Source organism: Bacillus sp. LQ16, from assembly GCF_057784645.1.
On the sequence record NZ_CM173491.1, the window covers coordinates 208,216 to 234,333 of the forward strand.

26 protein-coding genes are annotated in these 26,118 nt (G+C 35.5%); 21 read left to right on the plus strand and 5 right to left on the minus strand.

Translation table 11 applies throughout. The features are described 5' to 3' along the window. Positions 1–9 precede the first annotated feature (9 nt). The gene (locus AC3EMB_RS01200) at positions 10–1,659 is read right to left on the minus strand and encodes a DUF2334 domain-containing protein (protein ID WP_053565420.1); all 1,650 of its coding nucleotides are present in this window, start codon (positions 1,657–1,659) and stop codon (positions 10–12) included. 240 nt (positions 1,660–1,899) lie between these two features. Here AC3EMB_RS01200 and AC3EMB_RS01205 point away from each other — a divergent pair, with 240 nt between their 5' ends. Further along, positions 1,900–2,433, plus strand: coding sequence for a transglycosylase SLT domain-containing protein (locus AC3EMB_RS01205; protein WP_000713252.1), 534 nt, complete (start codon positions 1,900–1,902; stop codon positions 2,431–2,433). Positions 2,434–2,467: 34 nt separating this feature from the next. Here the strand turns inward: AC3EMB_RS01205 and AC3EMB_RS01210 are convergent, their stop codons facing one another. Together AC3EMB_RS01210 and AC3EMB_RS01215 are read right to left on the minus strand one after the other, a co-directional pair. Next, the gene (locus AC3EMB_RS01210) at positions 2,468–3,229 is read right to left on the minus strand and encodes a DUF4931 domain-containing protein (protein WP_053565419.1); all 762 of its coding nucleotides are present in this window, start codon (positions 3,227–3,229) and stop codon (positions 2,468–2,470) included. 136 nt (positions 3,230–3,365) lie between these two features. After that, a complete protein-coding gene (locus tag AC3EMB_RS01215) occupies positions 3,366–3,494 on the minus strand; it encodes a hypothetical protein (RefSeq protein WP_053565418.1) in 129 nt (42 codons plus the stop codon). Positions 3,495–3,914: 420 nt separating this feature from the next. Between AC3EMB_RS01215 and AC3EMB_RS01220 the strand changes: the two genes are divergently transcribed. Both AC3EMB_RS01220 and abc-f read left to right on the plus strand, forming a co-directional pair. Beyond that, positions 3,915–4,049, plus strand: a complete 135-nt coding sequence (locus AC3EMB_RS01220; protein WP_000830643.1) for an RAxF-45 family protein — start codon at positions 3,915–3,917, stop codon at positions 4,047–4,049. A 73-nt stretch (positions 4,050–4,122) separates the two neighbouring features. Further along, positions 4,123–6,054, plus strand: coding sequence for a ribosomal protection-like ABC-F family protein (abc-f, locus tag AC3EMB_RS01225; protein ID WP_140155682.1), 1,932 nt, complete (start codon positions 4,123–4,125; stop codon positions 6,052–6,054). Between the two features lie 341 nt (positions 6,055–6,395). On the opposite strand, the gene AC3EMB_RS01230 is transcribed toward abc-f, so the two are convergent. Next, the gene (locus AC3EMB_RS01230) at positions 6,396–6,593 is read right to left on the minus strand and encodes a hypothetical protein (protein WP_000369254.1); all 198 of its coding nucleotides are present in this window, start codon (positions 6,591–6,593) and stop codon (positions 6,396–6,398) included. A 368-nt stretch (positions 6,594–6,961) separates the two neighbouring features. Between AC3EMB_RS01230 and AC3EMB_RS01235 the strand changes: the two genes are divergently transcribed. The 5 genes from AC3EMB_RS01235 to AC3EMB_RS01255 all read left to right on the plus strand — a co-directional run bounded on the left by AC3EMB_RS01235 (position 6,962) and on the right by AC3EMB_RS01255 (position 12,643). After that, the gene (locus AC3EMB_RS01235) at positions 6,962–8,689 is read left to right on the plus strand and encodes an ABC transporter substrate-binding protein (RefSeq protein ID WP_488517405.1); all 1,728 of its coding nucleotides are present in this window, start codon (positions 6,962–6,964) and stop codon (positions 8,687–8,689) included. Positions 8,690–8,797: 108 nt separating this feature from the next. Continuing rightward, positions 8,798–9,754 carry an ABC transporter permease gene (locus tag AC3EMB_RS01240; protein ID WP_000860687.1) on the plus strand — a complete coding sequence of 319 codons (957 nt, stop codon included), beginning with the start codon at positions 8,798–8,800 and terminating at the stop codon, positions 9,752–9,754. A gap of 12 nt (positions 9,755–9,766) precedes the next feature. Next, positions 9,767–10,690: an oligopeptide ABC transporter permease gene (gene opp4C, locus AC3EMB_RS01245; protein ID WP_000447957.1), complete on the plus strand. Its 924-nt coding sequence runs from the start codon at positions 9,767–9,769 to the stop codon at positions 10,688–10,690. 10 nt (positions 10,691–10,700) lie between these two features. Further along, positions 10,701–11,681: an ABC transporter ATP-binding protein gene (locus AC3EMB_RS01250; RefSeq protein WP_053565413.1), complete on the plus strand. Its 981-nt coding sequence runs from the start codon at positions 10,701–10,703 to the stop codon at positions 11,679–11,681. Continuing rightward, entirely contained in the window at positions 11,678–12,643 is a 966-nt protein-coding gene (locus tag AC3EMB_RS01255) for an ABC transporter ATP-binding protein (protein WP_063546235.1), read from the plus strand. The genes AC3EMB_RS01250 and AC3EMB_RS01255 overlap by 4 nt, the downstream gene beginning before the upstream one ends. Positions 12,644–12,678: 35 nt before the next feature. Here AC3EMB_RS01255 and AC3EMB_RS01260 read toward each other — a convergent pair whose 3' ends face one another. Beyond that, positions 12,679–13,551 (minus strand): Cof-type HAD-IIB family hydrolase, encoded by an 873-nt coding sequence (locus AC3EMB_RS01260; protein WP_000766424.1) that lies wholly within the window; start codon positions 13,549–13,551, stop codon positions 12,679–12,681. A gap of 441 nt (positions 13,552–13,992) precedes the next feature. On the opposite strand from AC3EMB_RS01260, the gene AC3EMB_RS01265 reads away from it, so the two are divergent. The 13 genes from AC3EMB_RS01265 (at position 13,993) to cshA (ending at position 26,099) form a co-directional block, all read left to right on the plus strand. Then, positions 13,993–14,100 (plus strand): DUF3948 family protein, encoded by a 108-nt coding sequence (locus AC3EMB_RS01265; protein WP_000664237.1) that lies wholly within the window; start codon positions 13,993–13,995, stop codon positions 14,098–14,100. A gap of 43 nt (positions 14,101–14,143) precedes the next feature. After that, positions 14,144–14,251 (plus strand): DUF3948 family protein, encoded by a 108-nt coding sequence (locus AC3EMB_RS01270; protein ID WP_000664237.1) that lies wholly within the window; start codon positions 14,144–14,146, stop codon positions 14,249–14,251. A 34-nt stretch (positions 14,252–14,285) separates the two neighbouring features. Next, complete coding sequence (locus AC3EMB_RS01275; protein ID WP_000654250.1) at positions 14,286–14,402, plus strand: DUF3948 family protein; 117 nt, start codon at positions 14,286–14,288, stop codon at positions 14,400–14,402. A gap of 34 nt (positions 14,403–14,436) precedes the next feature. Beyond that, positions 14,437–14,553 carry a DUF3948 family protein gene (locus AC3EMB_RS01280; protein ID WP_000654250.1) on the plus strand — a complete coding sequence of 39 codons (117 nt, stop codon included), beginning with the start codon at positions 14,437–14,439 and terminating at the stop codon, positions 14,551–14,553. 43 nt (positions 14,554–14,596) lie between these two features. Next, a complete protein-coding gene (locus AC3EMB_RS01285; protein WP_001083691.1) occupies positions 14,597–14,707 on the plus strand; it encodes a DUF3948 family protein in 111 nt (36 codons plus the stop codon). A 419-nt stretch (positions 14,708–15,126) separates the two neighbouring features. After that, positions 15,127–16,245 carry a 4-hydroxyphenylpyruvate dioxygenase gene (gene hppD / locus AC3EMB_RS01290; RefSeq protein ID WP_053565411.1) on the plus strand — a complete coding sequence of 373 codons (1,119 nt, stop codon included), beginning with the start codon at positions 15,127–15,129 and terminating at the stop codon, positions 16,243–16,245. 66 nt (positions 16,246–16,311) lie between these two features. Continuing rightward, positions 16,312–17,268, plus strand: a complete 957-nt coding sequence (locus tag AC3EMB_RS01295) for a fumarylacetoacetate hydrolase family protein (RefSeq protein ID WP_053565410.1) — start codon at positions 16,312–16,314, stop codon at positions 17,266–17,268. Then, on the plus strand, positions 17,234–18,406 hold the full coding sequence (locus AC3EMB_RS01300) for a homogentisate 1,2-dioxygenase (RefSeq protein ID WP_014481934.1): 1,173 nt from the start codon (positions 17,234–17,236) through the stop codon (positions 18,404–18,406). The genes AC3EMB_RS01295 and AC3EMB_RS01300 overlap by 35 nt, the downstream gene beginning before the upstream one ends. Before the next feature lie 233 nt (positions 18,407–18,639). Further along, positions 18,640–20,055 carry a branched-chain amino acid transporter BcaP gene (bcaP, locus tag AC3EMB_RS01305; protein WP_488517406.1) on the plus strand — a complete coding sequence of 472 codons (1,416 nt, stop codon included), beginning with the start codon at positions 18,640–18,642 and terminating at the stop codon, positions 20,053–20,055. A 108-nt stretch (positions 20,056–20,163) separates the two neighbouring features. Beyond that, on the plus strand, positions 20,164–21,435 hold the full coding sequence (locus AC3EMB_RS01310) for an MDR family MFS transporter (protein ID WP_043315020.1): 1,272 nt from the start codon (positions 20,164–20,166) through the stop codon (positions 21,433–21,435). 243 nt (positions 21,436–21,678) lie between these two features. Further along, a complete protein-coding gene (locus AC3EMB_RS01315) occupies positions 21,679–22,764 on the plus strand; it encodes a D-alanine--D-alanine ligase (RefSeq protein WP_071731892.1) in 1,086 nt (361 codons plus the stop codon). A gap of 63 nt (positions 22,765–22,827) precedes the next feature. Further along, a complete protein-coding gene (gene murF, locus AC3EMB_RS01320; protein ID WP_000595969.1) occupies positions 22,828–24,204 on the plus strand; it encodes a UDP-N-acetylmuramoyl-tripeptide--D-alanyl-D-alanine ligase in 1,377 nt (458 codons plus the stop codon). Between the two features lie 305 nt (positions 24,205–24,509). Further along, on the plus strand, positions 24,510–26,099 hold the full coding sequence (gene cshA, locus AC3EMB_RS01325; RefSeq protein ID WP_000206602.1) for a degradosome RNA helicase CshA: 1,590 nt from the start codon (positions 24,510–24,512) through the stop codon (positions 26,097–26,099). Positions 26,100–26,118 lie beyond the last annotated feature (19 nt).

Below are 26,118 nucleotides of genomic sequence, written 5' to 3' on the forward strand. Positions count from 1 at the left end.
GGTTTTGTATTAGGATTCTAATTTTTTCGCACGTTTTAATAATAAAAGAAAGACAATGATAACGAATCCTAGTATAAGGAAGAAGCCATATTGCTTTATATAATCAATTATGTCATTTGCACTTGTTGGTTTTTTAACGTGAATGCCGTCTTTATTCGTAGTAATATGAATATCTTTCATTTTTACTTCATTCTTTTCCTTTTGTAAATCAATCCATTCTATATTTGGAATACTCTCTAGATCCTTTAACACTTCTTTTAATGGTTTCACACCTAAGTAAGGATGATAGAATGCTCCAATAATCCCATCGGATAATTTAGCAACAGATAAAGCATTTGCTTTCATTTTAGCAATAGCTTGTGGCTTATCTTCTTCAATAAAACCGACTGTTTCAGGCATTAATTTCATTCCATGTAGAAATGATGGTGTACTTCTATATGCTGGAGAGTGCATGGATTTCCAAGTTGTATCACTTAACTGTAGTTGTCCTACATAAGTTGAAAAGTATCTTGATAATATTTCATACCCTTTTTGAGACATTGTGTAATGAGGTGCTTCAAAGGCGACAGGATATAGTTTAGCATCTACAAGTTCTTGAATCCCCTTTTCGATATGATCTGTCGTATATTTTTCCTCAAACTCTTCCCCTTTTTTTACATATTGGTTATATGACTCTATATTTGGAAATTCATCTTTTCTCTTCGGTTTTTCATGTTTCGATTGGCGAATTGGTTGATCCGTCTTTACGTCCCAAAATTCAAAACCTTCCCCAGTTTCACTATCATAAAATTGGTGAGTGTAACCATGCATAATAATCGCTGCGCCATCATCTTGCATAGAGCGTAAAAGATCGACTAGTTCGGGTTTATCTTTTAAATGTAGTGTTTTACCTGTATCTGGATCTGTATATACAGGAATAACAGTGATCATGTAAGGGATCTTCTTCTCTTTTAGTAATTCAGCAATTTCTTTCAATTGATTTATATCTGCTGCTGGGTGAACATCCTCAAGACGTAAATAAGCTAATTTTTTATTGGTTTCGGGTTTTTGCTGAAAATAAGAAAATAGGCTTTCGCCAATATAATAAGATATCCAATCAAAGAGGTTAGAAGTAGCTACATAATAAGAATTATTTTGCTGTACAATTAATGGATAAGTATTATTTCCTCTTAAAGCATGTGCGAGAATTGTTCCGTTTGTATCAAGTTGTTTAATTGATCTTTCTTCTTCTAATATATTCTTTAGTTTACGTGTTGGATATTCAATTGTATCAGAGTTTATATCTTCATTTTTAAGTGTGATAAATGAAAAACGAGTAGATAACTGTTCTATATTTTGACCTAAAACTAGTAATGGTCCTGGGAAGCCTTCTAGAAATTCCTTTGCTTCAGTAGAAAGTTCTTCTTGTTTTTCACCCATGTAAATAACATGTGTATACGAAGATTTATCAGTTATTTCAGCTAACTGTTTTATGTTTTTAATTGTTATATTATTAGTGAAATGCCCTACTTGTGTATTAAGTATTTGGATATCGCTTGTAATTTGATCATCGTTTGAACTATATAAAATAAGGGTTTTTGGTTGTTCAGTTTTTTGTGCGGAAATAGGGACAGGAATTAATAGTAGTAAACTAAATAAGAGTAACAGCCATTTTTTCATATTATTATTCTCCTAGTTTATATTTAGAATTCAATTTACAATTATATACAATAAATGCGTTATAGTCTATGAAAGTTACATTTTTGCACGTATTTACCAGCTGTTTTTTCACAAAATCGGTCTAAAGCATGATGATAATATGTATAGTTATTTGCTATGATAAAAGAGTAATAGAATGTAGGTAATTGTAAAGGGAAGGCTGAAAGGGGAAAAATTTCAGCGGAGAAAGAGGTAGAGGTAGTGAAGAAATTCTTTGTAGGATTTTTAGTTGTTCTTGGAGTATATTTATATTTCCAAGGAAAGTCTGAAGGAATGGATAAGCTAGTGAATGGAACAAGCTATGTTGATTCAGAAGAAGCAAAACAGGTGAAACAAATCATTATAGAGGAAGCGAAGAAAGTAAATCTTCCGGAATGGATACCTCTTGCAATTGCTGAGCATGAAAGTCGATTAAATCCAAGGAGTGTTGGAGATAATGGAACTTCATTCGGATTGTTTCAACTGCACCGCGGCGGCGGGCTTGCACCAGAACATTTAACTGATGATGAGCTAAAAGATCCACGTACAAATGCACAAATTGCAATGCCGCATTTACTGAAAGGATATAAGCGCGGGGTGCAAAAAGGTTTGACTGATTTTGCATTACTGAAATATATAGCGAATACATCTGGATGGCCAGGGAATTTAGGGCCAGAGTGGACGGATAATAACATGAAGTATAACATCGGATTAGAAGATGTGTACTATCGAAATAAAGGTGTAATAAAAGAGTAGGTTTTAACCTACTCTATTTTTTTTGATAATCGTGTCATTTTGTGAAATACTCCGCTAGTTGTATTTTTACGTCTTCTAGTTTTGTAGAAACTTGAGGTATTTTATATCCTACATACAGCGGTGAAACGACAAACCTAGGAACAACTTTACAAATAATTTTTCCATTTAAGTAATAGAAGAATAAGTTATAACTACTGCATCCTTTATGGAAATCTGTCAGTATGTAACGTACAGTTTGCTGAATGTAATTTGCCATATCATCTATATATGAAATATTATCAATGATTATATTGAATTCAGTGAAGCCAATAATGGGACGCTCTGAAATGTTAAGCTCAATGCGTTCGTTTTTTTGAACAATTACCCCTTGGAAATTTTCTTCTTCAATATTTTCAAGATAATCTACATGTTTCATTCCGATAATTTGCATGTGTGCATGATGCAAACTTCCACCTGAAAATGGACCGTGATTTTTGTATAAAATCACAGACGCGAACTCTTCTTTCTTCTGTAAGTGTAACCAATGTTGAATAGAAAATTGCATTAATTTCCGCATATGTTCTTCTGTATATGTTGCGATATGATCTTCGCAATTATCGGTTTCAATTAACACTGTTTGAAATGTATCTTGTAATGTAGGAAATTTATTTTTTAACCAAATAATAGAACCATCAGTTGCTAAAATATCCGTTAAATGTTCTTTATCGCAAAATGGACATGCAGCGCTTCTATTCCGAATACTTTCTGGTTTTTGTTTACCGATATCGTTTAAAAAATATAGTTGTTGTGTATCCATTTATATATATGCCCCTTTAAAATATGTGTAAAAATCCCGCTTAATACATTCGGGAAAAGGAGAAGGAAATCCTCTAAAGGCAATATAGAAAAAATAAAAGACAAGATATCCTCATTACGATAGGGTACCTTGTCTTTTATTTTTTCTCTAATAGTGTGTATGGATAATATAGAACATTTTCATTATTTCTCTTTTTTCTATTTTTTATTGTGTATAAAGTAATTGCTGTGCTTGCAATGATAATAATGGCTTTCTTCATATTCATATACCCCTTTTTATTGTTGGTTTAATTCTTGGCTAACTGCTTTTGCATCGACTAAAGCGTGTAAAATCATTTTCACCATGTTCATCATATTTCTTCACTCCTTTTTATAGTTCATTTAGTTCTTTTACAACTGCTTGTCCGTTCACTAATACCTCAAAGATTGCTTTTACGATTTCTTTCATCATGTTTGTTTCCTCCTTTTGTTTGTCTCTCTTGTTTACATCTTTATTGTATAGGGAGGCATCTTTTCGTACTATCGCTTTCCATTACGTGAACATAACAGTTTTGTAAGATTTGATGTCACTTATTGAAATGTTTAGTCTATCTTCATTATTTTCAGAAAAATGACTATTCAAACATGAAATTGGAAAGTATAATAAAGAAGTAAGTATTAAATTCCGTACGAAAGGGGTGAATGAGATGAAACGTTCTTTAGCTGCACGTGCCAAATTTTTAGATTTTATCTATTTTTGTCGTGCGATTTTTCATGATGTAGTTGTTAACGGGATACGTATGCCCTTTTTTAACAATTGCATAGTGACTATTGAACGATAGAAATCTCTTCACCCATTTTTAATAAACGTGTGAAAAGGGAGCTATTTGGCTTCCTTTTTCTATGCCGAAAACCATGGGGAATGTTTCTTTCTCATGGTTTTTTATATTGAAAGGAGTACGGAAAATGACTATTTGTAGTGTAAATAATGTAACGAAATCTTTTGGTGGAAACACTATATTTGAAAATATATCGCTTGAAATAAAGAATGGTGAACGTGTTGGATTAGTTGGTCGTAACGGTAGTGGGAAGACAACAATCTTTGGGCTTCTAACGGGAATGGAGAGTTTGGATGCAGGAGCCATTCATATGAAGAAAGGTACACGTATTGGTCATGTCGCACAAATTCCGAAGTTTGATGAGGCTATGACTGTATATGATGTATTGAGTTCTGCTTTTAAAGTAGAAAAGGAATTAGAAAAAGAAATGCATGCTTTAGAAAAAAATATGGCGGTGGAACAGGAACAATCTGCTTTGGAAAAGCTAATGGAGAGGTACGGAGTCATTCAAGAAAAATTTGCGTTTCTCGGTGGTTATGAAATCGAGGCAAATATAATGAAGGTAGCAAATGGCTTACAAGTGACAGACTTATTTTCAAGAGTATTTACGGAATTAAGTGGAGGAGAACAGACGAAAGTAAGCCTTGCATATATGCTATTGCAGAAACCAGATTTACTTCTATTAGATGAACCAACAAATCATTTAGATTTATTTGCAGTTGAATGGTTAGAGCAATTTTTAAAAGAATACACTGGAACAGTTATGGTTATTTCACATGATCGTTATTTCCTTGATGAAGTTGTAACGAAAATTTTTGATTTGGAAGATGGAGAGATTCACGTGTACCATACGAATTATTCTCAGTTCGTTGAGGAGAAGGAAGAAAGATTACTTCAAGAGTTTCAAGCTTATCAGGAGCAACAAAAGAAAATAAAGAAAATGAAAGAAGCAATTAAGCGTCTACGTGAATGGGCAAATCAAGCGAACCCTCCGAATGAAGGATTGCATAAAAGAGCGAGAAATATGGAACGTGCGTTAGAACGTATAGAGAAATTAAAGAGGCCAATTTTAGAACGAAAACAGATGGGTCTTCAGTTTGAAGGGCAAGAGAGAAGCGGGAAAGATGTTGTTGTAATGAAAGAAGTGAGTAAAGGTTTTGCTGGCCGACCTTTATTTGAACAAGCGAATTTACATGTTCGTTTTCAAGAGCGTGCGGCTATCGTTGGTCGTAATGGTACAGGAAAGACTACATTATTAAAACTACTATTAAAAGAAATAAATCCAGACGTTGGTGAAATTCGAATTGGTAGTAGTGTCAAAATTGGTTATTTATCACAGCATACGTATGGAAATGTGAAGAGTAATGTATTGGAAGCGTTTAGAGAGTATGTAGCTGTAACAGAAGGAGAAGCAAGACATATATTGGCTAAGTTTTTATTTTATGGTCCAGCAGTATTTAAGAAAGTAACGCAACTGAGCGGTGGAGAAAAAATGAGGTTAAGACTTGCGCAACTTATGTATCAAGACATCAATTTTCTAATTCTAGATGAGCCGACAAACCATCTTGATATTGAATCAAGGGAAGTTTTAGAGGAAGCCCTTGAGCAATATAATGGAACAATCCTAGCTGTTTCACATGATCGTTATTTTTTAAATAAGTTATTTGAAAAGACGTACTGGATTGATGAATGTAAATTATTTGAGTTTGCAGGAAACTATGCATGGGCTCGTCAAAAATGGGAAGAAAAGCTTGAGAAGCAAGTAATAAAGCAAAAACGCCAAGGGAGAAAGAGTGTTGAAATGGTTCCAGTAAAAGAGAAAAAAGCTAGGAATCTTGAAGAGATTGAAAATGAGTTAATGCATGTAGAAGAAGATATATATGCAATAGAATGTGAAATGGAACATGTAGCTGATGTTGAAAGACTTGAAAAATTATATGAGGAAAAAACGATGAAAGAGTTGTTGCGAGCGAAGTTATATAGTGAGTTAGAGAATATTGTGGAGTAAAGAGTAGAAAGCCACTTCCTTTCAGTTTTGCTGGAGGAAGTGGCTTTTTCATAATGATATTTTGCTTTAAAGATTAAATGAAGCGATGTGTTTCACGTGAAACAGTAACTTAGATAAATCCGTGTTCCTCAATTTGCATAGCTTGTGAAGCGTATGAAATGATAAGATGAAAAATAAATGCCATTAGTGGCTTTTCAATAGGAGTAATCACAAAAACAAAGGCTAATTATTTCCCGAGAGATAAAGTGAAACTTTAATCAGTGGGGGGGTTACTGCCCGGCAAATAGCGGGATAAATATGTGTAACAGAGACTAGTGATTGAAAACGAAAAGAGAGCAAAGTTACAGCTTTACGCGCTGAACTCTGCTCTCTTTCTGCGTGGCATCTTCTCTTGTTGAAATTATAATAGCGATCCCGAGCATGATAAAAAAAGCTAAAAAGAGGACGAACTTTGGGAAGAACGGGAATAGTAATAGCGCCCCGACTATCATAATTGTTAATAATACGTAGTGCAGGACGTATTGGAATAGGTTGTCCATATTTTCGCCCCCTTTTTGGTAATTGGTTATTAGTATTCTATGTTTCATGCTGAAGAAATAGAAGTAGATTTTTAAGTTTTTAATACGAATTATAGCTGAGTTTTCTTAAAGTATAAGGATAGAGTGATAATTTTGGAAAAATTCTCAAAATATTTATTTAGAAAGAATTGACAAAATATACTGAACGATATAAGCTAATAACCATAAAGTCTACCGGAAAGGTCGGAATAAGATTGTTACCCCTCAAAAACATCTATTTTTTTCTGATTAAAACCGACTTTTCCGATTGGCTATAAATGTGCTGTGGGAGGCATACATAAGCTAATAAGTTCAAAGGGTATAACTATTAAACAGTTAGGGTGGGGACAATGAAGAAAAAGACAAAAAAATGGGCTGGTGTATTTTCAGTATTACTTAGTAGTTCGCTTGTGTTATCTGCTTGTGGGGGACAGGAGGACTCGGCTTCTACAGAACCAGTAAAAAAGCAGGATTTAAAAGATTCTAAGATTGAATCAATTCCAGCTACAGATAAAAAGAAAAGTCCAGAGAAAGCAAATCAACGAAAAGATACTTTCATTACAGCCATTTCTAAGCCAGGGGGAGTTTTCCTTCCGTATTTCCAAGATAATGGTTGGGATGGAAATGTAACGTCGGTTATTTTTGCTTCATTAGTAACAACAGACAAACAAAGTAAACCTGTTCCGGATCTTGCAGAAAAATGGGATATTTCTGCTGACCAGTTAACATATACATTCCATTTACGTAAAAATTTAAAATTTAGTGATGGGTCGCCTCTAACAGCGGATGATGTAGCATTTACATTAACACTACTTCATGATAAAGCGTATGAAGGTGGATTGGATATTGCTCAGTATGCTGTTAAAGGTGGGAAAGAATATAAAGAAGGAAAAGCAACTTCTATTGAAGGAATCCAAGTTGTTGATCCACAGACAATTAAAATTACAACTGAAAAAGTTAATTCACAGGCGCTAACGAATTTAGGTGGCCCAGTGCTATCAAAAGCTTATTATGGAAAAGATTATAAACAAAATACAAGTTTAGACTATTTAAAAGCATTATATGGGCAACCAATTGCAGCGGGTCCATATAAATTTGAAAAATATGTTCCAGGTCAAGAAGTCCGCTTTGTTGCTAACGAAAATTATTATGCAGGTAAACCAAAAATTAAAAACTTTATTTACAAAATCACATCAGGTGATACTGGATTCCAATTATTCCAAACAGGTGAACTGGACTATAGTGGATTTAGAGCGAACCCTGAAAATATAGACCAATTAAAAGGATTGGAGTTTGCAAATATTAATCTTGAATCATCAAGTGATATTGCTTATATCTATGTAAATAATAAGAAGTCGTATTTGAAAGATAAAAAGGTACGCCAAGCACTTACTTATGGATTAGACCGTAAGAAGTATGTGGATACAGCTTTACAAGGCTATGGCTCTGTCGCTAACGTACCAATTGCTCCAGTTTCATGGGCATATACAGAAGAAGGTATTAATAAATATCCGCACGACGTAGAAAAGGCTAAAAAATTATTGGATGAGGCTGGTTGGAAAGTAGGTTCTGACGGGGTTCGTGAAAAAGATGGTCAAAAATTAAAATTAACATACTACGCATCAAATACAGGTAAAACAAATGATATCTTTATTCCAATTGCAAAAGAAAGTTACAAAGAAATTGGTGTTGAATTAAATCCAGAGTTGATGGACTTTAATACGATGCTTTCAAAAGTAGGAAAAGGTGACTACGATTTAGCGGCAGTTTCAACACCAGGAATTAGTGATCCAAGTGAAGTTGTAAGTGAGTACTTATCAACTAATCCAAAAAGTGATACGGGTTATAATAATCCGAAAGTAGATGATTTGATTGTAAAAGGTATAGGAACGACAGATATTGAAAAACGTAAAGCGATTTATAAAGAGCTGTATAAAGAGTTAAGTGATGATCCACCAGTTATTTTATTAAACTATCGTAAACTACTTTATGCTCATAATGCACGTATAAAAGGAATTGATCCAGAAAAGTACGATAGCATCAGTTCCAACTTACCAGTGTTATCTATTGAACAATAAGGGTTGACCTAACTAATAGAAGACGTTTTTTCACACAGCAAGGGAATGGTAGCTGTTTTGAAAAAATGTTCTTCTATTTTTAAGTAAATAGGATTGGGGAGACAAAAGGTGAAAACATATATCATTCGTAGGTTTCTACAAATGATTCCTACATTGTTTGGTACGTCTATTATTATCTTTTTCTTATTTGCACTCTTACCAGGTGATTATATCGATTCAAATCCAAAATTAACACCAGAGAGAGCTCAAGAATTAAGAGAGTTGTACGGTTTAAATAAACCGATTATTGAAAGGTATTTTCATTGGCTAGTGAATGCTTTGCATGGTGATTTTGGATTTTCTTTACAGTACCAAGAACCGGTAACTTCATTACTTAATAAATTCATTTGGAATACATTTATTGTTGCTGCTGCAGCTTTATTTTTCACTTGGATTATTGCTCTTATTATTGGGGTTATTTCTGCAACAAAGCAGCATTCTTGGTTTGATAGATTGGTAACAATCGGTGTCTTTGCAGCAATGTCATTTCCATCATTCTTTATCGGACTATTTTTAATTAAATTATTAGCAGTTGATTTAAAGTTATTACCTATTGGTGGCATGATTGATATTGGGAGTAACTCAACAGGGATAGCATACATATTAGAAGTATTACGTCATATGATTCTACCTGTATTTATTTTAACGCTTCTTGGTGTAGGATCGTTAACACGCTATTTTAGAACGGGCATGTTGGATGTTATTAGGCAAGATTATATTCGTACTGCTCGTGCAAAAGGTTTAAAAGAAAGAACCGTTATTTATAAACATGCATTGAAAAATGCAATTTTGCCAGCAATTACATTACTCGCTTTTGAATTACCGGGTTTATTTTCAGGAGCCATTATTATTGAACAGATTTTTAATTGGCCAGGGATTGGGAGTATTCAATTAGAAGCATTAAACTTTCGTGATTATACGGTATTAATGGCCTTTACAATGTTTCTTTCTTGTTTAACAATTATGGCTAATTTCTTAGCTGATATTGTCTATGCGTTTGTTGATCCAAGAATTCGATTGAAGTAAGGGGGGAAAGATATGGAGACTATTACACCTATAATAGAGAAAAAGAAAGAACGGAAAAAGAGAAATGAATCATCACCATGGCGCCAAGCGTATAAAAAAATCAAGAAAAATAAGATGGCACTGTGTGGCTTATACGTTTTAATATTTATGTTTTTATTTAGTTTTATCGGTCCAATCTTTTCACCGTATGCTGATGGGAAAGTACAAGTAACACAAATTAATAAACCACCCAGCCTGTCACATTGGCTTGGGACAGACCAGTTGGGACGGGATATTTTAACTAGACTTATGCAAGCAGGGCGTATTTCATTAACAATCGGTTTAGCGTCGATGCTACTATCCGTTATACTAGGAGCTCTATTAGGAGCAATTGCTGGTTTTTATCGAGGAGTTGTAGATCATTTAATTATGCGTGTTGCAGATGTGTTAATGTCCATTCCAGGATTACCACTACTTATTATAATGGGAGCAATTTTATCAGAATGGAAATTACCATCGGAGTACCGTTTATATGTTGTAATGATTATTTTAAGTTTAGTAGGATGGCCAGGACTTGCGCGTCTTGTGAGGGGACAAATTTTAACATTGCGGGAGCAAGCCTTTATGCAAGCGGCAGATGTATTAGGATTAAAAGATTCTCGAAAAATCATTCATCATCTAATTCCTAACGTTTTTCCGTTACTTATTGTTGTAGCAACTTTGGGTGTGGCTGGATCTATTTTAAGTGAGTCCGCGCTAAGCTACTTAGGTCTCGGCGTCGTCCCACCTACACCATCATGGGGGAACATGATTAGCGCAGCTAACTCATTAATTGATTTCCAAAAGCGTCCGTGGTTATGGATTCCGCCTGGTTTTGCAATCTTTATAACAGTTGTATCAATTAATTTACTTGGTGATGCACTTCGTGATGCGTTAGATCCAAAGATGAGACGGTAGGTGAGAAGGTATGAGTAGAGCGGTAGTAGAGCTAAAAGACTTACAAACACACTTTCAAACGGAGGAAGGGACAGTGAAGGCTGTAAACCATGTTAGCTTTGCTGTTCGAGAAGGTGAAACGGTTTGTGTAGTAGGAGAATCAGGTTGCGGGAAGAGTGTAACGGCTTTATCTATTATGGGGCTTATTGCTGAATCTGGCAGTGTAGTAGGTGGAGACATTTTATATGAAGGAAAAAGTCTTTTAGGAATGAAAGAGAAAGAACTTCGTAGTTTACGAGGCAATGATATTGCGATGATTTTCCAAGAACCGATGACATCGCTAAATCCCGTCTTCACTGTAGGTGAGCAAATTGTAGAAACGCTAAGGGAGCATGAATTACTTAGTAAAAATGAAGCGTATAAGAAAGCAATTGAGTTAATTCGTAAAGTTGGCATAGCCCGTGCTAATGAAATTGTTCATTCTTATCCGCATGAACTGAGCGGCGGGATGTTACAACGTATTATGATTGCTGTTGCGCTTAGTTGTAATCCTAAGTTATTAATTGCAGATGAACCAACAACAGCTCTTGATGTTACGATTCAAGCTCAAATATTGGATTTACTAAGACAAGTGAAAGAAGAATTTAAAACGTCGATCTTATTAATTACACATGATTTAGGTGTCGTAGCAGAAATGGCTGATTACGTTGTCGTTATGTATGGCGGGAAAGTTATTGAAGAAGCTCCAGTACTAGAGATATTCCAAAATCCAAAACACCCTTATACGAAAGGATTGTTGAAATCAAAACCAGTAATGGGAAAACGAATAGATAAACTATATTCTATTCCAGGGCAAGTTCCGAATTTAGTTGGTTTAGGTGAGTTTTGCTACTTTAGTGGGCGTTGTGAGCATTGTATGGAAATATGTGAAAAAGAAGCCCCAAATCTAAATGGAAATGATGAAAATCATAAAGTAGCTTGCTGGTTATATGAGGAGCGTGCGGAACAATGAGTGAACCATTATTAGAGGTGAAAAACCTAAAGACATATTTTCCAATTAAAGGTGGCATATTTAGTAGAACGATCGGGCATGTAAAAGCAGTTGATGGAGTAAGTTTTACTATTAATAAAGGTGAAGTGTTTGGTCTCGTTGGCGAATCAGGGAGCGGAAAAACAACGATAGGAAAAACAATTTTACGCCTCGTTCAAAAAACGGAGGGGGAAGTGAAGTTTAAAGGGAAAGATGTTCATTCTTTATCCAAGGATGAATTGAGAAAACATCGCCCTAATATGCAGCTCGTTTTCCAAGATCCATTTAGCTCATTAAATCCGAGAATGAGAATTGGTGAAGCGCTTGGAGAGCCGATGTTGGCCCACGGATTAGCGACGAAAGAAAATGTTCGTGAAAAGGTAATTGAAGTATTGGAGTTATGTGGCTTAGCTCCTTATCATATTGACCGGTATCCCCATGAGTTTTCTGGTGGACAACGTCAGCGTATCGTAATAGCAAGGGCTATGGTATTAAATCCAGAATTCATTGTAGCTGATGAACCTGTGGCGGCACTAGATGTATCTATCCAAGCACAAATTATTAATTTATTTAGTGAGTTACAGGAGAAAAAGGGATTATCCTATTTATTCATTTCACATGATTTGAGTGTAGTAGAACATTTATGTACGAAAATCGGAATTATGTATTTAGGTACAATTGTGGAGACGGCGCCGCGTGATGAGTTATTTACCAATCCGCTACATCCGTATACAAAAGCATTGTTATCAGCTGTTCCAATACCAGATCCAACAGTGAAGCGAGAGCGAATTATACTAGAAGGGGATATTCCAAGTCCAGCAAGTCCACCTTCGGGTTGTCGTTTTCATACACGTTGCCCGTTTGCAACAGATGTTTGTAAAAAAACAATACCAGAATTTCGTAATGTTGGTGATAATCATTTTGTTTCTTGTCATCATGTATAAAAAAAGGACTCTTTCAAATTGAAAGAGTCCTTTTTTTATTTACTAGATGAAGTTTGTTTCAATACAAATTGCTCAATTGCGTGAGCAACACCATGTTCATTGTTTGTTAGTGTTACAACATCACATAGTTTTTTTACATCTTCTTCAGCGTTGCCCATTGCAACAGATAAGCCTGCTACTTCTAGCATTGGTACATCATTAAAATTATCACCAATAGCAACTGTATCTTCAATAGGGATATTAAAATGAGCTGCCATCTGCTGTAGCCCGTTTCCTTTATGTCCATTCTTATCCATAATTTCTAAGTTAGTAGGAGCTGATGCTGTAACCATAATATCAGCGTCTTCTTGTAACACGCTTAATAGCTGTGCGCGATGCGCTGCATTAAATGTTGAAATGAAGAATTTAGATATTTCTAGTTCTTGGTTATTTACAACATCTTCTATTTTTTTGAAATCAGTAATTAGGTTTGATTTTTTTTGCTTTTCTGTAATTCGTTCAAGCTCCTCTAATGTAACATCGAGCGCATGCTTATTTTCTTCGAACGCTTGCATCACTTGATCTTGCCATGTATATGGAGAATAAACGCCTTTATTCGTATATAGCTTATATGGGAAACCTTCAGATTCTAGTAATTTTGCAAGTTTGTACACTTTGTCGTTTTGTATACAACGAGAGTTAATTACTTTTCCATCCACATAAACAATAGCCCCATTGCTTGCTCCAACTGGAAGAGATAATTTATATTCTTCCAATAGCTTTAAAGCATCCTCTTTCGCACGACCAGAACAAATCATTACAATATGACCAGCTTCTTGTGCAGTTTGGATTGCTTGTAGGTTTTCTTTGGAGATTTCAAGATTAGATGATAGTAGTGTACCATCCATATCTAATGCGATTAATTTCAAAATGACCACCTCTTTGTTTTTATTATACATAGTTATATAGAGGAAACATATAAACTTATCTTGGAAAGACGGTATTTTATCTCATATTAAAAGTAAGTAAAGATTAGATAGGTTTAGTGTCACTAAATAAACTGTTTGTAACAAAAATAGAGAGAAGGATGACTATATTTTACTTTATGACTTTAATATTACACGAATGTTACAAACGTGAACTTAGTGAAAAGTGTATTAAATAAGGGTTTTTGGGGAGTTTTATAAAAAAACGTAAAAAAAGTGTAATAAATTTCACGTTATTATATTGCAACGTAACAATAGTTATGTTACATTAATGTTACAAACGTTACGTTATCAAATTTAATGTAACGTTAACATAAAAACTATGAAATAAACATTTCTTATAAATTACATATAGATAACTTATAAAAAGGGAGGATAAATGATATGAAAGAGCAAGTATTACAAGTAACAAAAGGTGACTTCGTAGGATCAGCAAGTGGGGCGGTAGTATTAACAGCGTTAATCGTATTTCTATCAAGCGTATTAGTATAATAGAAGTTTTGTAACAAAAGAAAAAGAAGGGAGGATAAATGATATGAAAGAGCAAGTATTACAAGTAACAAAAGGTGACTTCGTAGGATCAGCAAGTGGAGCAGTAGTATTAACAGCATTAATCGTATTTTTATCAAGCGTATTAGTATAATAGAAACTTTGTAACAAAAGAAAAAGAAGGGAGAATGAAAGATATGAAAGAGCAAGTATTACAAGTAACAAAAGGTGACTTCGTAGGATCAGCAAGTGGAGCAGTAGTATTAACAGCATTAATCGTATTTCTATCAAGCGTATTAGTATAATAGAAGTTTTGTAACAAAAGAAAAAGAAGGGAGAATGAAAGATATGAAAGAGCAAGTATTACAAGTAACAAAAGGTGACTTCGTAGGATCAGCAAGTGGAGCGGTAGTATTAACAGCATTAATCGTATTTCTATCAAGCGTATTAGTATAATAGAAGTTTTAAATCAAACAAAAATGGAAGGAGAATGAGGGATATGAACAGTGAACAAGTGTTTCAAGTAACAAAAACGGATTTATTAGGATCCTTAGGTGGAGCGGTAATATTAACATCATTTATTCTATTCCTTGCAAGTGTATTAGTATGATATATATAAATACAACCATTCAAAAAAAATAAAGACTCTAACGTATTAGTAAGCAGTAAATATGTTGGAGTCTTTTTTATTTTCTTCTTATATACCTTCAAGTATTAAAGTTACCTCATTATTTAGCATCCATGGCTAATTAGACGCTGCGGTTGCAACTTGATTCAACGAATAATCAAAAATCCACTGAGTAAAAGCCTGATTGGTGAGGGCTGATTAAAGTTTCACTTTATTTCAAAGAGAAAAAAGTCGAATTTTATATGTAAGAAAAAAAGAGGAATTTGACAGAAAAGATAGAAAATTTTAAAGGTCAGAATTTGTTAGCTTGCTAACTAATTTCTATTTATTTATGTTGGAAGCGTTTTCGGTTGGTTTTAAGTATGGACCATTTAATCTATTTACAGGGGGATGAAGATATTATGAAACAAAAATCTATGGATACGCTAGCTGCACAAATGGAGGACTTTTTTCCAGTACGTGATGTAGATCATTTGGAATTTTACGTAGGGAATGCAAAGCAATCGAGTTATTATCTTGCGAGAGCATTCGGATTCAAAATTGTGGCTTACTCTGGATTAGAAACTGGAAACCGTGAAAAGGTATCTTATGTTCTTGTGCAAAAAAATATGCGTTTTGTTGTGTCTGGAGCTTTAAGTAGTGAAAATCGTATTGCAGAGTTTGTAAAGACTCATGGTGATGGCGTCAAGGATGTGGCACTACTTGTCGATGATGTTGATAAAGCATACTCAGAAGCAGTGAAACGTGGTGCCGTCGCAATTGCTCCACCAGAGGAATTAACAGATGAGGACGGTACATTGAAAAAAGCAGTTATTGGTACGTATGGTGATACAATTCATACGCTTGTAGAGCGTAAAAATTATAAAGGGGCATTTATGCCAGGATTCGAAAAGGTAGAGTTTAATATTCCATTTGAAGAGTCTGGCTTAATTGCTGTCGATCATGTAGTTGGTAATGTTGAAAAAATGGAAGAGTGGGTTAGTTATTACGAGAATGTCATGGGCTTTAAACAAATGATTCATTTTGATGATGATGATATTAGTACAGAGTATTCGGCTTTAATGTCGAAAGTTATGACAAATGGAAGCCGTATTAAGTTTCCTATTAACGAACCAGCAGACGGAAAGAGAAAGTCACAAATTCAAGAGTATCTAGAATTCTATAATGGAGCTGGTGTACAGCATCTTGCTTTATTAACAAGTGATATTGTTAAAACGGTTGAAGCGCTTCGTGCAAATGGGGTGGAGTTTTTAGATACACCTGATACTTATTATGATGAGTTAACTGCACGAGTTGGAAAAATCGATGAAGAAATTGATAAATTAAAAGAATTAAAGATCTTAGTAGATCGTGATGATGAAGGTTACTTACTACAAATCTTTACGAAACCAATTGTAGATCGCCCGACTTTATTTATTGAAATCATTCAACGTAAAGGTTCTCGTGGATTTGGTGAAGGAAACTTTAAAGCGTTATTCGAATCAATTGAAAGAGAACAAGAGCGTCGCGGAAACTTATAAGATTCATATCTACCAGCAAAAGTCCCTTTGCTGGTGGAAATTTCATTTTTATAAGGAGGAATCAGGATGAAATTTGTTACATTTCGTCTTCCTTCAAAAGAAATACGGGCTGGATGGCTTGAAGGTGACAAAGTAATAGATATGAATCTTGCTAGTGAAGGGAAAATCCCTTCTTCTATAATGGCTTTTTTAGAGAAAACGGATGAGTATGTAGAAGTAGTGCGGAATATTAAGAATCCAAATAAGGGTATATATGCTTTAGAAGAAGTACAATTGACAGCTGCTCTTCCTAATCCGAGTAGTATTCGAGATTTTTACGCATTTGAACAACATGTAAAAACAGCTCGTGGACGAAGAGGACTAGATGTTGTGCCTGAATGGTATGATATTCCGGTTTTTTATTTTACTAATCATCGTGCTGTAATTGGTTCCGGTGATTTTGTAATTGGTCCGAAAAAGTCTAAAAAGCTTGATTACGAGTTGGAGATTGCTTGCGTAATAGGAAAAGAAGGGCGAAATATTTCTCGTGAGCAAGCAGAGGAATATATTTTTGGTTATTGTATTATGAACGACTGGAGTGCGAGAGACTTACAAGCAACAGAAATGAAAGTAGGTCTCGGTCCTGCGAAAGGAAAGGACTTTGCAACTTCGTTAGGAACACATCTTGTTACGAAAGAGGAATTAGATGTTTATCGTAATGGTGATCGATATGATTTAGAAATGACTGCTCATGTAAATGGAAAACTATTATCAAAGGGAAACTTCCAAGATATTTACTATACATTTGCTGAAATGATTGAACGTGCTTCAGAGGACGTGACGTTATATCCAGGAGATGTGATTGGTTCTGGGACAGTAGGAACAGGCTGTATTTTAGAACTTGGTACAGAAGAGTGGCTACAAGATGGAGATGTTGTAGAGCTGTCGATTACTGGTTTAGGTACACTACGTAATACGATCAAAAAAGAAAAGGAAGCGGGTGATGGGCATGTTTTATCGTCACATGGGAGAACTACCTCATAAACGACATGTACAATTTCGTAAAAAAGATGGATCGCTTTATCGTGAACAGGTAATGGGAACGAAAGGATTTTCTGGTACGCAGTCTATTTTGTATCATCACTATATGCCAACAGAAGTAGGTCATTCTGCATTATCGCATTCTTGTCAGTTGCAGTATGAAGAGGATGTTGCTCTTTCTCATCGCCACTTCCGAACGAAAGAAAATAAAAAAAGTGGTGATGCAATAAGTGGACGAAATTTCATACTTGGAAATGAAGATTTGTTAATTGGAGTAGTGAGCCCAACAGAAAAAATGGATTATTTCTATCGTAATGGTGATGGCGACGAAATGTTATTTGTTCATTATGGAACAGGGAAAATTGAAACAATGTTTGGAACGATTCACTATAGAAAAGGCGACTATGTAACGATCCCAATTGGAACGATTTATCGTGTTATTCCAGATGAAGGAGAGACTAAGTTTCTTGTTGTAGAGGCGAATAGCCAAATTACAACGCCGCGTCGTTATCGAAATGAATACGGACAATTGTTAGAGCATAGTCCGTTTTGTGAAAGAGATCTTCGTGGTCCAGAAAAATTAGAGACCTATGATGAAAAAGGCGAGTTTGTCGTAATGACAAAATCAAGAGGCTATATGCATAAACATGTTTTAGGACACCACCCGTTAGATGTTGTTGGATGGGATGGCTATTTATATCCGTGGGTATTTAATGTAGAGGATTTTGAACCAATTACAGGGCGCATTCATCAGCCACCGCCAGTACATCAAACATTTGAAGGGCATAATTTTGTTATTTGCTCTTTCGTACCACGTTTATACGATTATCATCCAGAGTCAATTCCGGCACCATATTATCATAGTAATGTTAATAGTGATGAAGTTCTTTACTATGTAGAAGGAAACTTTATGAGTCGCAAAGGTGTGGAAGAAGGTTCTATTACACTTCATCCGAGCGGGATTCCCCATGGGCCGCATCCGGGGAAAACAGAGGCAAGTATAGGGAAGAAAGAGACACTTGAATTAGCTGTTATGATAGACACATTCCGTCCGCTTCGTATTGTAAAACAAGCACATGAAACAGAAGATGAAAAGTATATGTATAGCTGGATTGAACAAGGTTCATATACTGTGAAATAAGTAAAAAAAGGCATGCTCTCAATAAGGGAGCATGCCTTTTTTGTGGAATCGACATGTATAATAATACCAAAAAGAGTTGTCGAAAGATATATAGAAAGAATGATAAGGATAGTGCATATTCAGAAGAATTTCTACTTGTTTCGACAAAAGTATTGACTAGGAAAAGCGTAATGAGTAAAATAAAAAAGCGAATTAAAAATTTTCAGAAAATTTAAAACTTGGAGGAGTGAAAGATGAAGCAAATTTTTCAAAAGAAGCCAATTGCAAAGTTAATGCAAGAAAGTAAGCAAAAAACGTTAGCGAGAACATTGGGCACGCTAGATTTAACTATGCTTGGAATCGGAGCAATTGTTGGAACTGGTATTTTTGTTCTAACGGGTGTTGTGGCAGCGAAACATTCTGGGCCAGCTATTATATTATCATTTGCGATTGCCGCGCTAGCTTGTGCCTTTGCTGCATTTTGTTATGCTGAATTTGCTTCTTCAGTTCCTGTCTCGGGCAGTGTGTATACGTATACATACGCGACGATGGGGGAAGTATTCGCATTTTTAATTGGCTGGGACTTAATGCTTGAATATTTACTTGCTACATCTGCTGTAGCAAACGGTTGGTCTGCATATTTTCAATCTTTATTAAAGGGGTTTGGAATCCACATTCCGACTATTCTCTCCTCGGCTCCTGGTACAGGAAAGGGTGGAATAATTGATCTACCTGCAGTTCTAATTATTTTAGTGATGACAGTTCTTTTATCTAGAGGTGTTCGTGAAAGTGCACGAGTAAATAACATTATGGTATTTATTAAAATAGCAGTTGTTCTTATTTTTATTTTTGCTGGTTTTAATTATGTGAAACCTGAAAACTGGACGCCTTTTATGCCATTTGGTTTAGATGGTGTAATGGCTGGAGCGGCCACAGTATTCTTTGCATTTATAGGATTTGATGCAGTTTCAACAGCGGCAGAAGAAGTGAAACGTCCGCAACGTGATTTACCAATTGGTATTATTGCATCGTTATTAATTTGTACAGTTCTTTATATCGTTGTTTCGCTTATTTTGACAGGAATTGTTCCATACGGCCAGCTAAATATATCAGATCCAGTTGCTTTTGCACTGCAATTTATTGGACAAGATGGCTTAGCGGGGGTAATTTCAGTAGGAGCAATTACAGGGATTACAACAGTAATGCTAGTTATGATGTATGGGCAAGTTCGTGTTTCTTATGCGATGAGCCGAGATGGTTTATTACCGAAGCGTCTTGCTAAAGTTCATCCGAAATTTAAAACGCCATTTTTAAATACATGGACAACGGGAATTATTGCGGCACTGATTTCAGGATTAATAGATTTAAATGTTTTAGCACATCTTGTAAACATGGGGACATTGTCAGCATTTGCACTCGTAGCTGTTGCGGTAATTGTAATGAGAAGAACCCATCCAGACTTACCAAGGGCATTTAAGGCTCCGCTTGTACCATTTTTACCAGCGTTAACAGTGATTTTCTGTTTATACTTAATGCTTCAATTATCGGGGACAGCATGGATTAGTTTTGGGATATGGATGGTTATTGGTATAGCGGTTTACTTCTTATATAGCCGAAAACATAGTGCTTTAAATAATGGTAAAAAAGAAGAAGATGTTGCGAATTTATAAGCGAAAAAAATCCATTCTAATTCTGTTAGAATGGATTTTTTATTTGAAAATTTACATTTTTCTGAACTTATTATAAGATAATTGTTGGCTAACTAAAGGAGTGAAATGATGAAAAATACGTGGCGTGAGTTAAGGGAGATGGACCGTAACGTATGGATTCGATTTATTGGAGAGACGTTAAATGGAATTGCAATGATGATGTTAATGCCTTTTTTTGCATTATATTTAAAAGATAAGGTAGATTCGTTGTTGGAAGTTGGGGTTATTATGGCGCTTTCTCCAATTGCTGCAAGCTTTGGGTCACTTATAGGAGGGAGAATTGCTGACATATATGGAAGAAAGCCGATTATGATATTTTCTATGGCAAGTAATGCATTATTAATGCTCGGTTTTCTATTTATAGAAGGATTTATTCCATATGCAATTTTATCTATTTTTTTAGGATTGAGTAATTCTTTATTTCATCCAGCTGCATCAGCTATGGTCGCAGATGTAACGGCACCAGAAAAAAGAACAGAGGCATATGGTTTATTACGAATGGGACACAATATAGGTGCTGCGATTGGTCCGATAATGGGAGCATCAGTAGTTGTGTTGTCAAAGAATCTTGTGTTTATTATTGCCTCTTCTACAATGCTATTTTATGCGTTACTTGTATTACTTCTTATTCAAGAGACGATGCCAAAGAGGACAGATAAGGAAGAACATAAAGAAAAGGAATCTGGGGCAGTTTGGAAAATTGTCATGCGAGATAAGGCATTAATGATTTACTTATTAGCAGGTATTATCATTTCGATGGGGTTTTCTCAAACAGAAGGCATGTTGCCACTACATTTTGATAACGAAATGAAGCGTATTTTTGGAACGAATAATCCATATCCATATTTAATGGCGTTAAACGGACTATTAGTTGTTTTATTCCAATTTCAAATTTCAAAATGGGCTACGGATAAACCAGTCGGGAAGACGATGTTATATGGTGCATGTTTGTTCGGGATTGGATTATTTTTTATAGGGTGGTTACCGAAGTGGTTTGGAGAGTTTAATACAAATGCTACAGTTATTTTAATAACACTACTGTTCGTTTATGCTATATATACGTTAGGTGAGATGATTATGTCGCCTGTACAGATGACATTTGTAGCAAACTTGGCCCCTGAGCATTTGAGAGGGACTTATATGGGCGCTGCAAGTTTGCAGTGGATTACAGGAAGCGCATTTGGTCCACTTTTGGGAGGTTTTTTATTAGATCGATTACTTGGCCACTTTCTATTTACAATTTTAGCTGTAGGATGTGTAGTTGCAGGTATTGTATATATTTCTTTAGATCGCCTTGTTGAGCAAAGGCAAAAAGATACACTAACCAAACAATCTTCTTAGTAAATAGGTGACATACACAAAAAAGGGGATTTCTACATATTTTAGGTACATAACTAGATAGGATTACCATTTCATTTTAAAATTCACCTTTGTATAGTAGTGGAATAGAAAAAGTGTAGAAAACCAATAAGTGGTGTCATTTAATTATTTGTGGAAGTTACATTTTATTTCAAATAGGAACTACCTATTTTTATAAAAAGTGCTAAAATAGAAAAATGAAAACAATTGGTTAGGGTGATTTCAGTGACAAAAATTAAATTAGGTTTATTATATGGTGGAAAATCAGCTGAGCATCAAGTTTCGTTACAGACGGCTCTTGCTGCTATTAAAGCGTTAAATCAAGATAAATTCGAGATTCATCCAATTTATATTACAGAACAAGGTCAATGGGTACGTGGTGAGCGTATTGAAGGTGAAGTAACAGATGTTGAAGCTTTAAAAATGAGTGGTGCAGAAAATGCGATTTCTCCGTTATCATTAAGTACAGAGATTATTCCATCTGCAGCTTCTGAGGAAAACGCTATTGACGTTATTTTCCCATTACTACATGGACCAAACGGTGAAGATGGAACGGTTCAAGGATTATTAGAATTGATGAATATTCCTTATGTAGGAAATGGTGTTCTAGCATCATCTGCTGGTATGGATAAAGTTGTTATGAAAAACATCTTTGCAGAGGCTGGTTTAAAACAAGCAAAATATGCGTCTTTCATTCGCAGTGCATGGGAAAAAGATCGTCAGGAAGCTTATTCTAAAGTAGAAGATAAGTTAGGATATCCTTGTTTCGTAAAACCAGCAAACCTTGGTTCAAGTGTTGGTATTAATAAGTGTAAAAATCGTGAAGAACTTGAGAATGCATTTGTAGAGGCATTCCAATTTGATCGCAAAATTATTGTAGAAGAAAATATTGTAGGTCGTGAAGTAGAAGTTGGGGTACTAGGTAATGATGAGCCGAAATGTTCAGTTGTAGGTGAAATCGTTCCGAAAAAGGACTTCTATGATTATAAGTCGAAATATATCGATGGTGATACGGCGTTAATTATTCCGGCTGAAATGACAGAAGAAGAATCTGATGTGATTAAGCGTGATGCAATTATTGCGTTCCAATCATTAGATGGTGCAGGCTTAACGCGAGCTGATTTCTTCTTAACGAAAGACGGAGAAGTGTATATTAACGAAGTAAACACTATGCCAGGATTTACACCGTTTAGTATGTTCCCTCTATTATGGCAACATACTGGGTTACCGTATCCAGAGTTAATCGAAGAGTTAATTCGTTTAGCGATTGAACGTCACGAAGAAAAACAAAAAATTAAATATACAATCTAACAAAAAAAGGAGGAAGCACTATTCGTAGGAATAGTGCTTCCTCTATGTAAGGAGCGTTTCTATATGATAAAGCGAATGTTAAAGCAAGTAGAACAGATGGTAAATGGTACTGGATTAGCAGAGCAATATGAGGGAACTATTATTCAAGGCGTGTCTATTGATACGAGAAAAATTGAAAAAGGAAACTTATATGTTCCGATTCAAGGGGAGCGTTTCGATGGACATGCTTTTGTAGATAAAGCAGTTGAAAATGGAGCTGTAGCTACATTGTGGATGAAAGATGTAGCAAATCCACCCGAGAATCTTCCGGTTATTTTTGTAGAAGATACGCTATCTGCACTGCAAATGTTAGCGAAAAACTATCGCGATCAATTGGATGTTAAAGTTGTTGGTGTGACAGGTAGTAACGGTAAAACATCCACGAAAGATATTGTGACAAGTATTCTCGCGACTAAGTTCAAAGTTCAAAAAACAGAAGGAAATTTCAATAACCATATTGGGTTACCTCTCACTATTTTAAACTTAGAAGAAAATACAGAAGTAGCTGTATTAGAAATGGGTATGTCAAGCCGAGGAGAGATTGAATTTTTATCTAAGTTAGCTCGTCCTAATGCAGCTATCATTACGAATATTGGTGAAGCACATTTAATGGATTTAGGATCTCGTGAGGCCATTGCTGAAGCGAAATTAGAAATTGTTACAGGGTTACAAGAAGGTGGCGTGTTCGTATATAATGGAGATGAGCCGTTATTAACGAATCGTGTTCCTGAAATGAATTTAGCAGCGGAAACAGTTACGTTTGGTGATGCAAGAGCCAACGATTACTATCCAACAACTGTAACATTACAGGCAACTGGGACACATTTTAAAATGAATAGAGATGAAAATATTTCATTCTACCTACCGGTGTTAGGAAAACATAATGTGTACAATACACTTGCTTCAATGGCAATTGCGACACATTTTGGTGTGACGTGGGAAGAAATGAAACAAGGTTTAGTAACACTTCAAATGACGGGCATGCGTATGGAGATTGTAAAAACGGATAGTGGATTAACAATTATCAACGATGCTTATAATGCAAGTCCGACGGCTATGGAGGCAGCATTCCATTTAATGAATGGTTTAGATGGATTTACTAAAAAAATCGTTGTGCTTGGTGATATGTTAGAACTTGGAAATCAAGAAGTGCAGTTCCATTATGAGGTAGGTAAATTAATCGATCCAGCAAAAATCTCACATGTATTCACATACGGTAGATTAGGAGCTCAAATTGCTGAAGGAGCGAAAATTAATTTCCCTAATGAACGTGTAAAGGCGTATGATAATAAAGAAGAGTTAGTAAGAGATTTACAAGCAGTAGTCGATGCGAAAGATGTTGTATTAATAAAAGCATCTCGTGGTATGAAATTAGAAGAAGTAATTACGATGTTGAAATAATTGGTGTATATAAATAGGGATGATAGTCACGAAAATAGAAGAAACTTATAATAAGCGCTTACAGTAAATGATAAAAAAATAAAAGTAAAGAAAAAGGCCCTGAATATAAAATAAGGTAACAGTTGGGTTTGCTTTTTACACATACAAAACTTATAATTGATAAAGTGTAATAACGTTTAGAAGTATTTTCGTGAAGAATATACGCCCGGTTATATACGTGAGCATTCAGGAAAAGGGCTTTTCCGCAAATTCGGAAAACGCCTTTTTTTAAATGATAAGTATAGGATAGAAAAGGAGAAGTAACATTGACAACATTTCGAGAATTAGGATTAAGTGAGTCTTTACTGCAATCGGTTGAAAGTATGGGCTTTGAAGAGGCTACGCCGATTCAAGCTGAAACAATTCCACATGCATTGCAAGGTAAGGATATTATTGGGCAAGCGCAAACAGGTACAGGGAAAACAGCAGCATTCGGATTACCACTATTAGATAAAGTGGATACAAATAAAGAAGCAGTTCAAGGTATTGTTATCGCGCCAACGCGTGAATTAGCAATTCAAGTTGGAGAAGAGCTATACAAAATTGGTAAACATAAACGTGTTCGTATTCTACCAATTTATGGTGGTCAAGATATTAACCGCCAAATTCGTGCTCTAAAAAAACACCCACACATTATTGTTGGTACGCCGGGTCGTATTTTAGATCATATTAACCGTAAAACACTTCGCTTACAAAACGTAGAGACTGTTGTTCTTGATGAAGCGGATGAAATGTTAAACATGGGCTTCATTGAAGATATTGAAGCGATTTTAACAGATGTGCCAGAAACACATCAAACATTATTATTCTCAGCGACAATGCCAGATCCAATCCGTCGTATTGCTGAGCGTTTCATGACTGAGCCTCAACACATTAAAGTAAAAGCAAAAGAAGTAACAATGCCAAACATTCAGCAGTTCTATTTAGAAGTGCAAGAAAAGAAAAAGTTTGACGTGTTAACACGCTTACTAGATATTCAATCTCCAGAGCTTGCGATCGTATTCGGTCGTACAAAGCGTCGTGTTGATGAATTATCAGAAGCACTAAACTTACGTGGTTATGCAGCAGAAGGTATTCATGGTGACTTAACACAGGCGAAACGTATGTCTGTATTACGTAAATTTAAAGAAGGTGCTATTGAAGTTCTTGTTGCAACAGACGTTGCTGCACGTGGTCTTGATATTTCAGGCGTAACACACGTATACAACTTCGATATCCCACAAGATCCAGAATCATACGTTCACCGTATCGGTCGTACTGGCCGTGCAGGTAAAAAAGGTATTGCAATGTTATTTGTAACACCACGTGAATCAGGACAATTAAAAAATATCGAGCGTACAACAAAGCGTAAAGTTGATCGTATGGAAGCACCGACACTTGATGAGGCATTAGAAGGTCAACAACGTTTAATCGCTGAAAAACTTCAAAGCACAATCCAAAATGAGAACTTATCATACTACAAGCGTATTGCAGAAGAAATGTTAGAAGAGAATGACTCTGTAACAGTAGTAGCTGCTGCTTTAAAAATGATGACTAAAGAGCCGGATACAACTCCGATCGCTTTAACATCAGAACCACCAGTTGTTTCAAGAGGTGGCGGTTCTAAAAAACGTGGCGGTAACGGAGGCGGATACCGTGATGGTAACCGTAATCGTAGTCGTGACGGACGTGGCGGTGGCGATGGTCGTAACCGTGATGGACGTAATCGTGACGGAAACCGTGATCGCAATCGTGATGGAAACCGTGATCGTAATCGTGATGGTGGTAGTCGTGGTCGTAGAGGTGAAGGTCAAGGTCGCCCAGGATCTTCAAATGGACGCGGCGAAAGAAAACATCATAGCCGTCCACAAGCTTAATAAAAAAGAGAATGCCCTT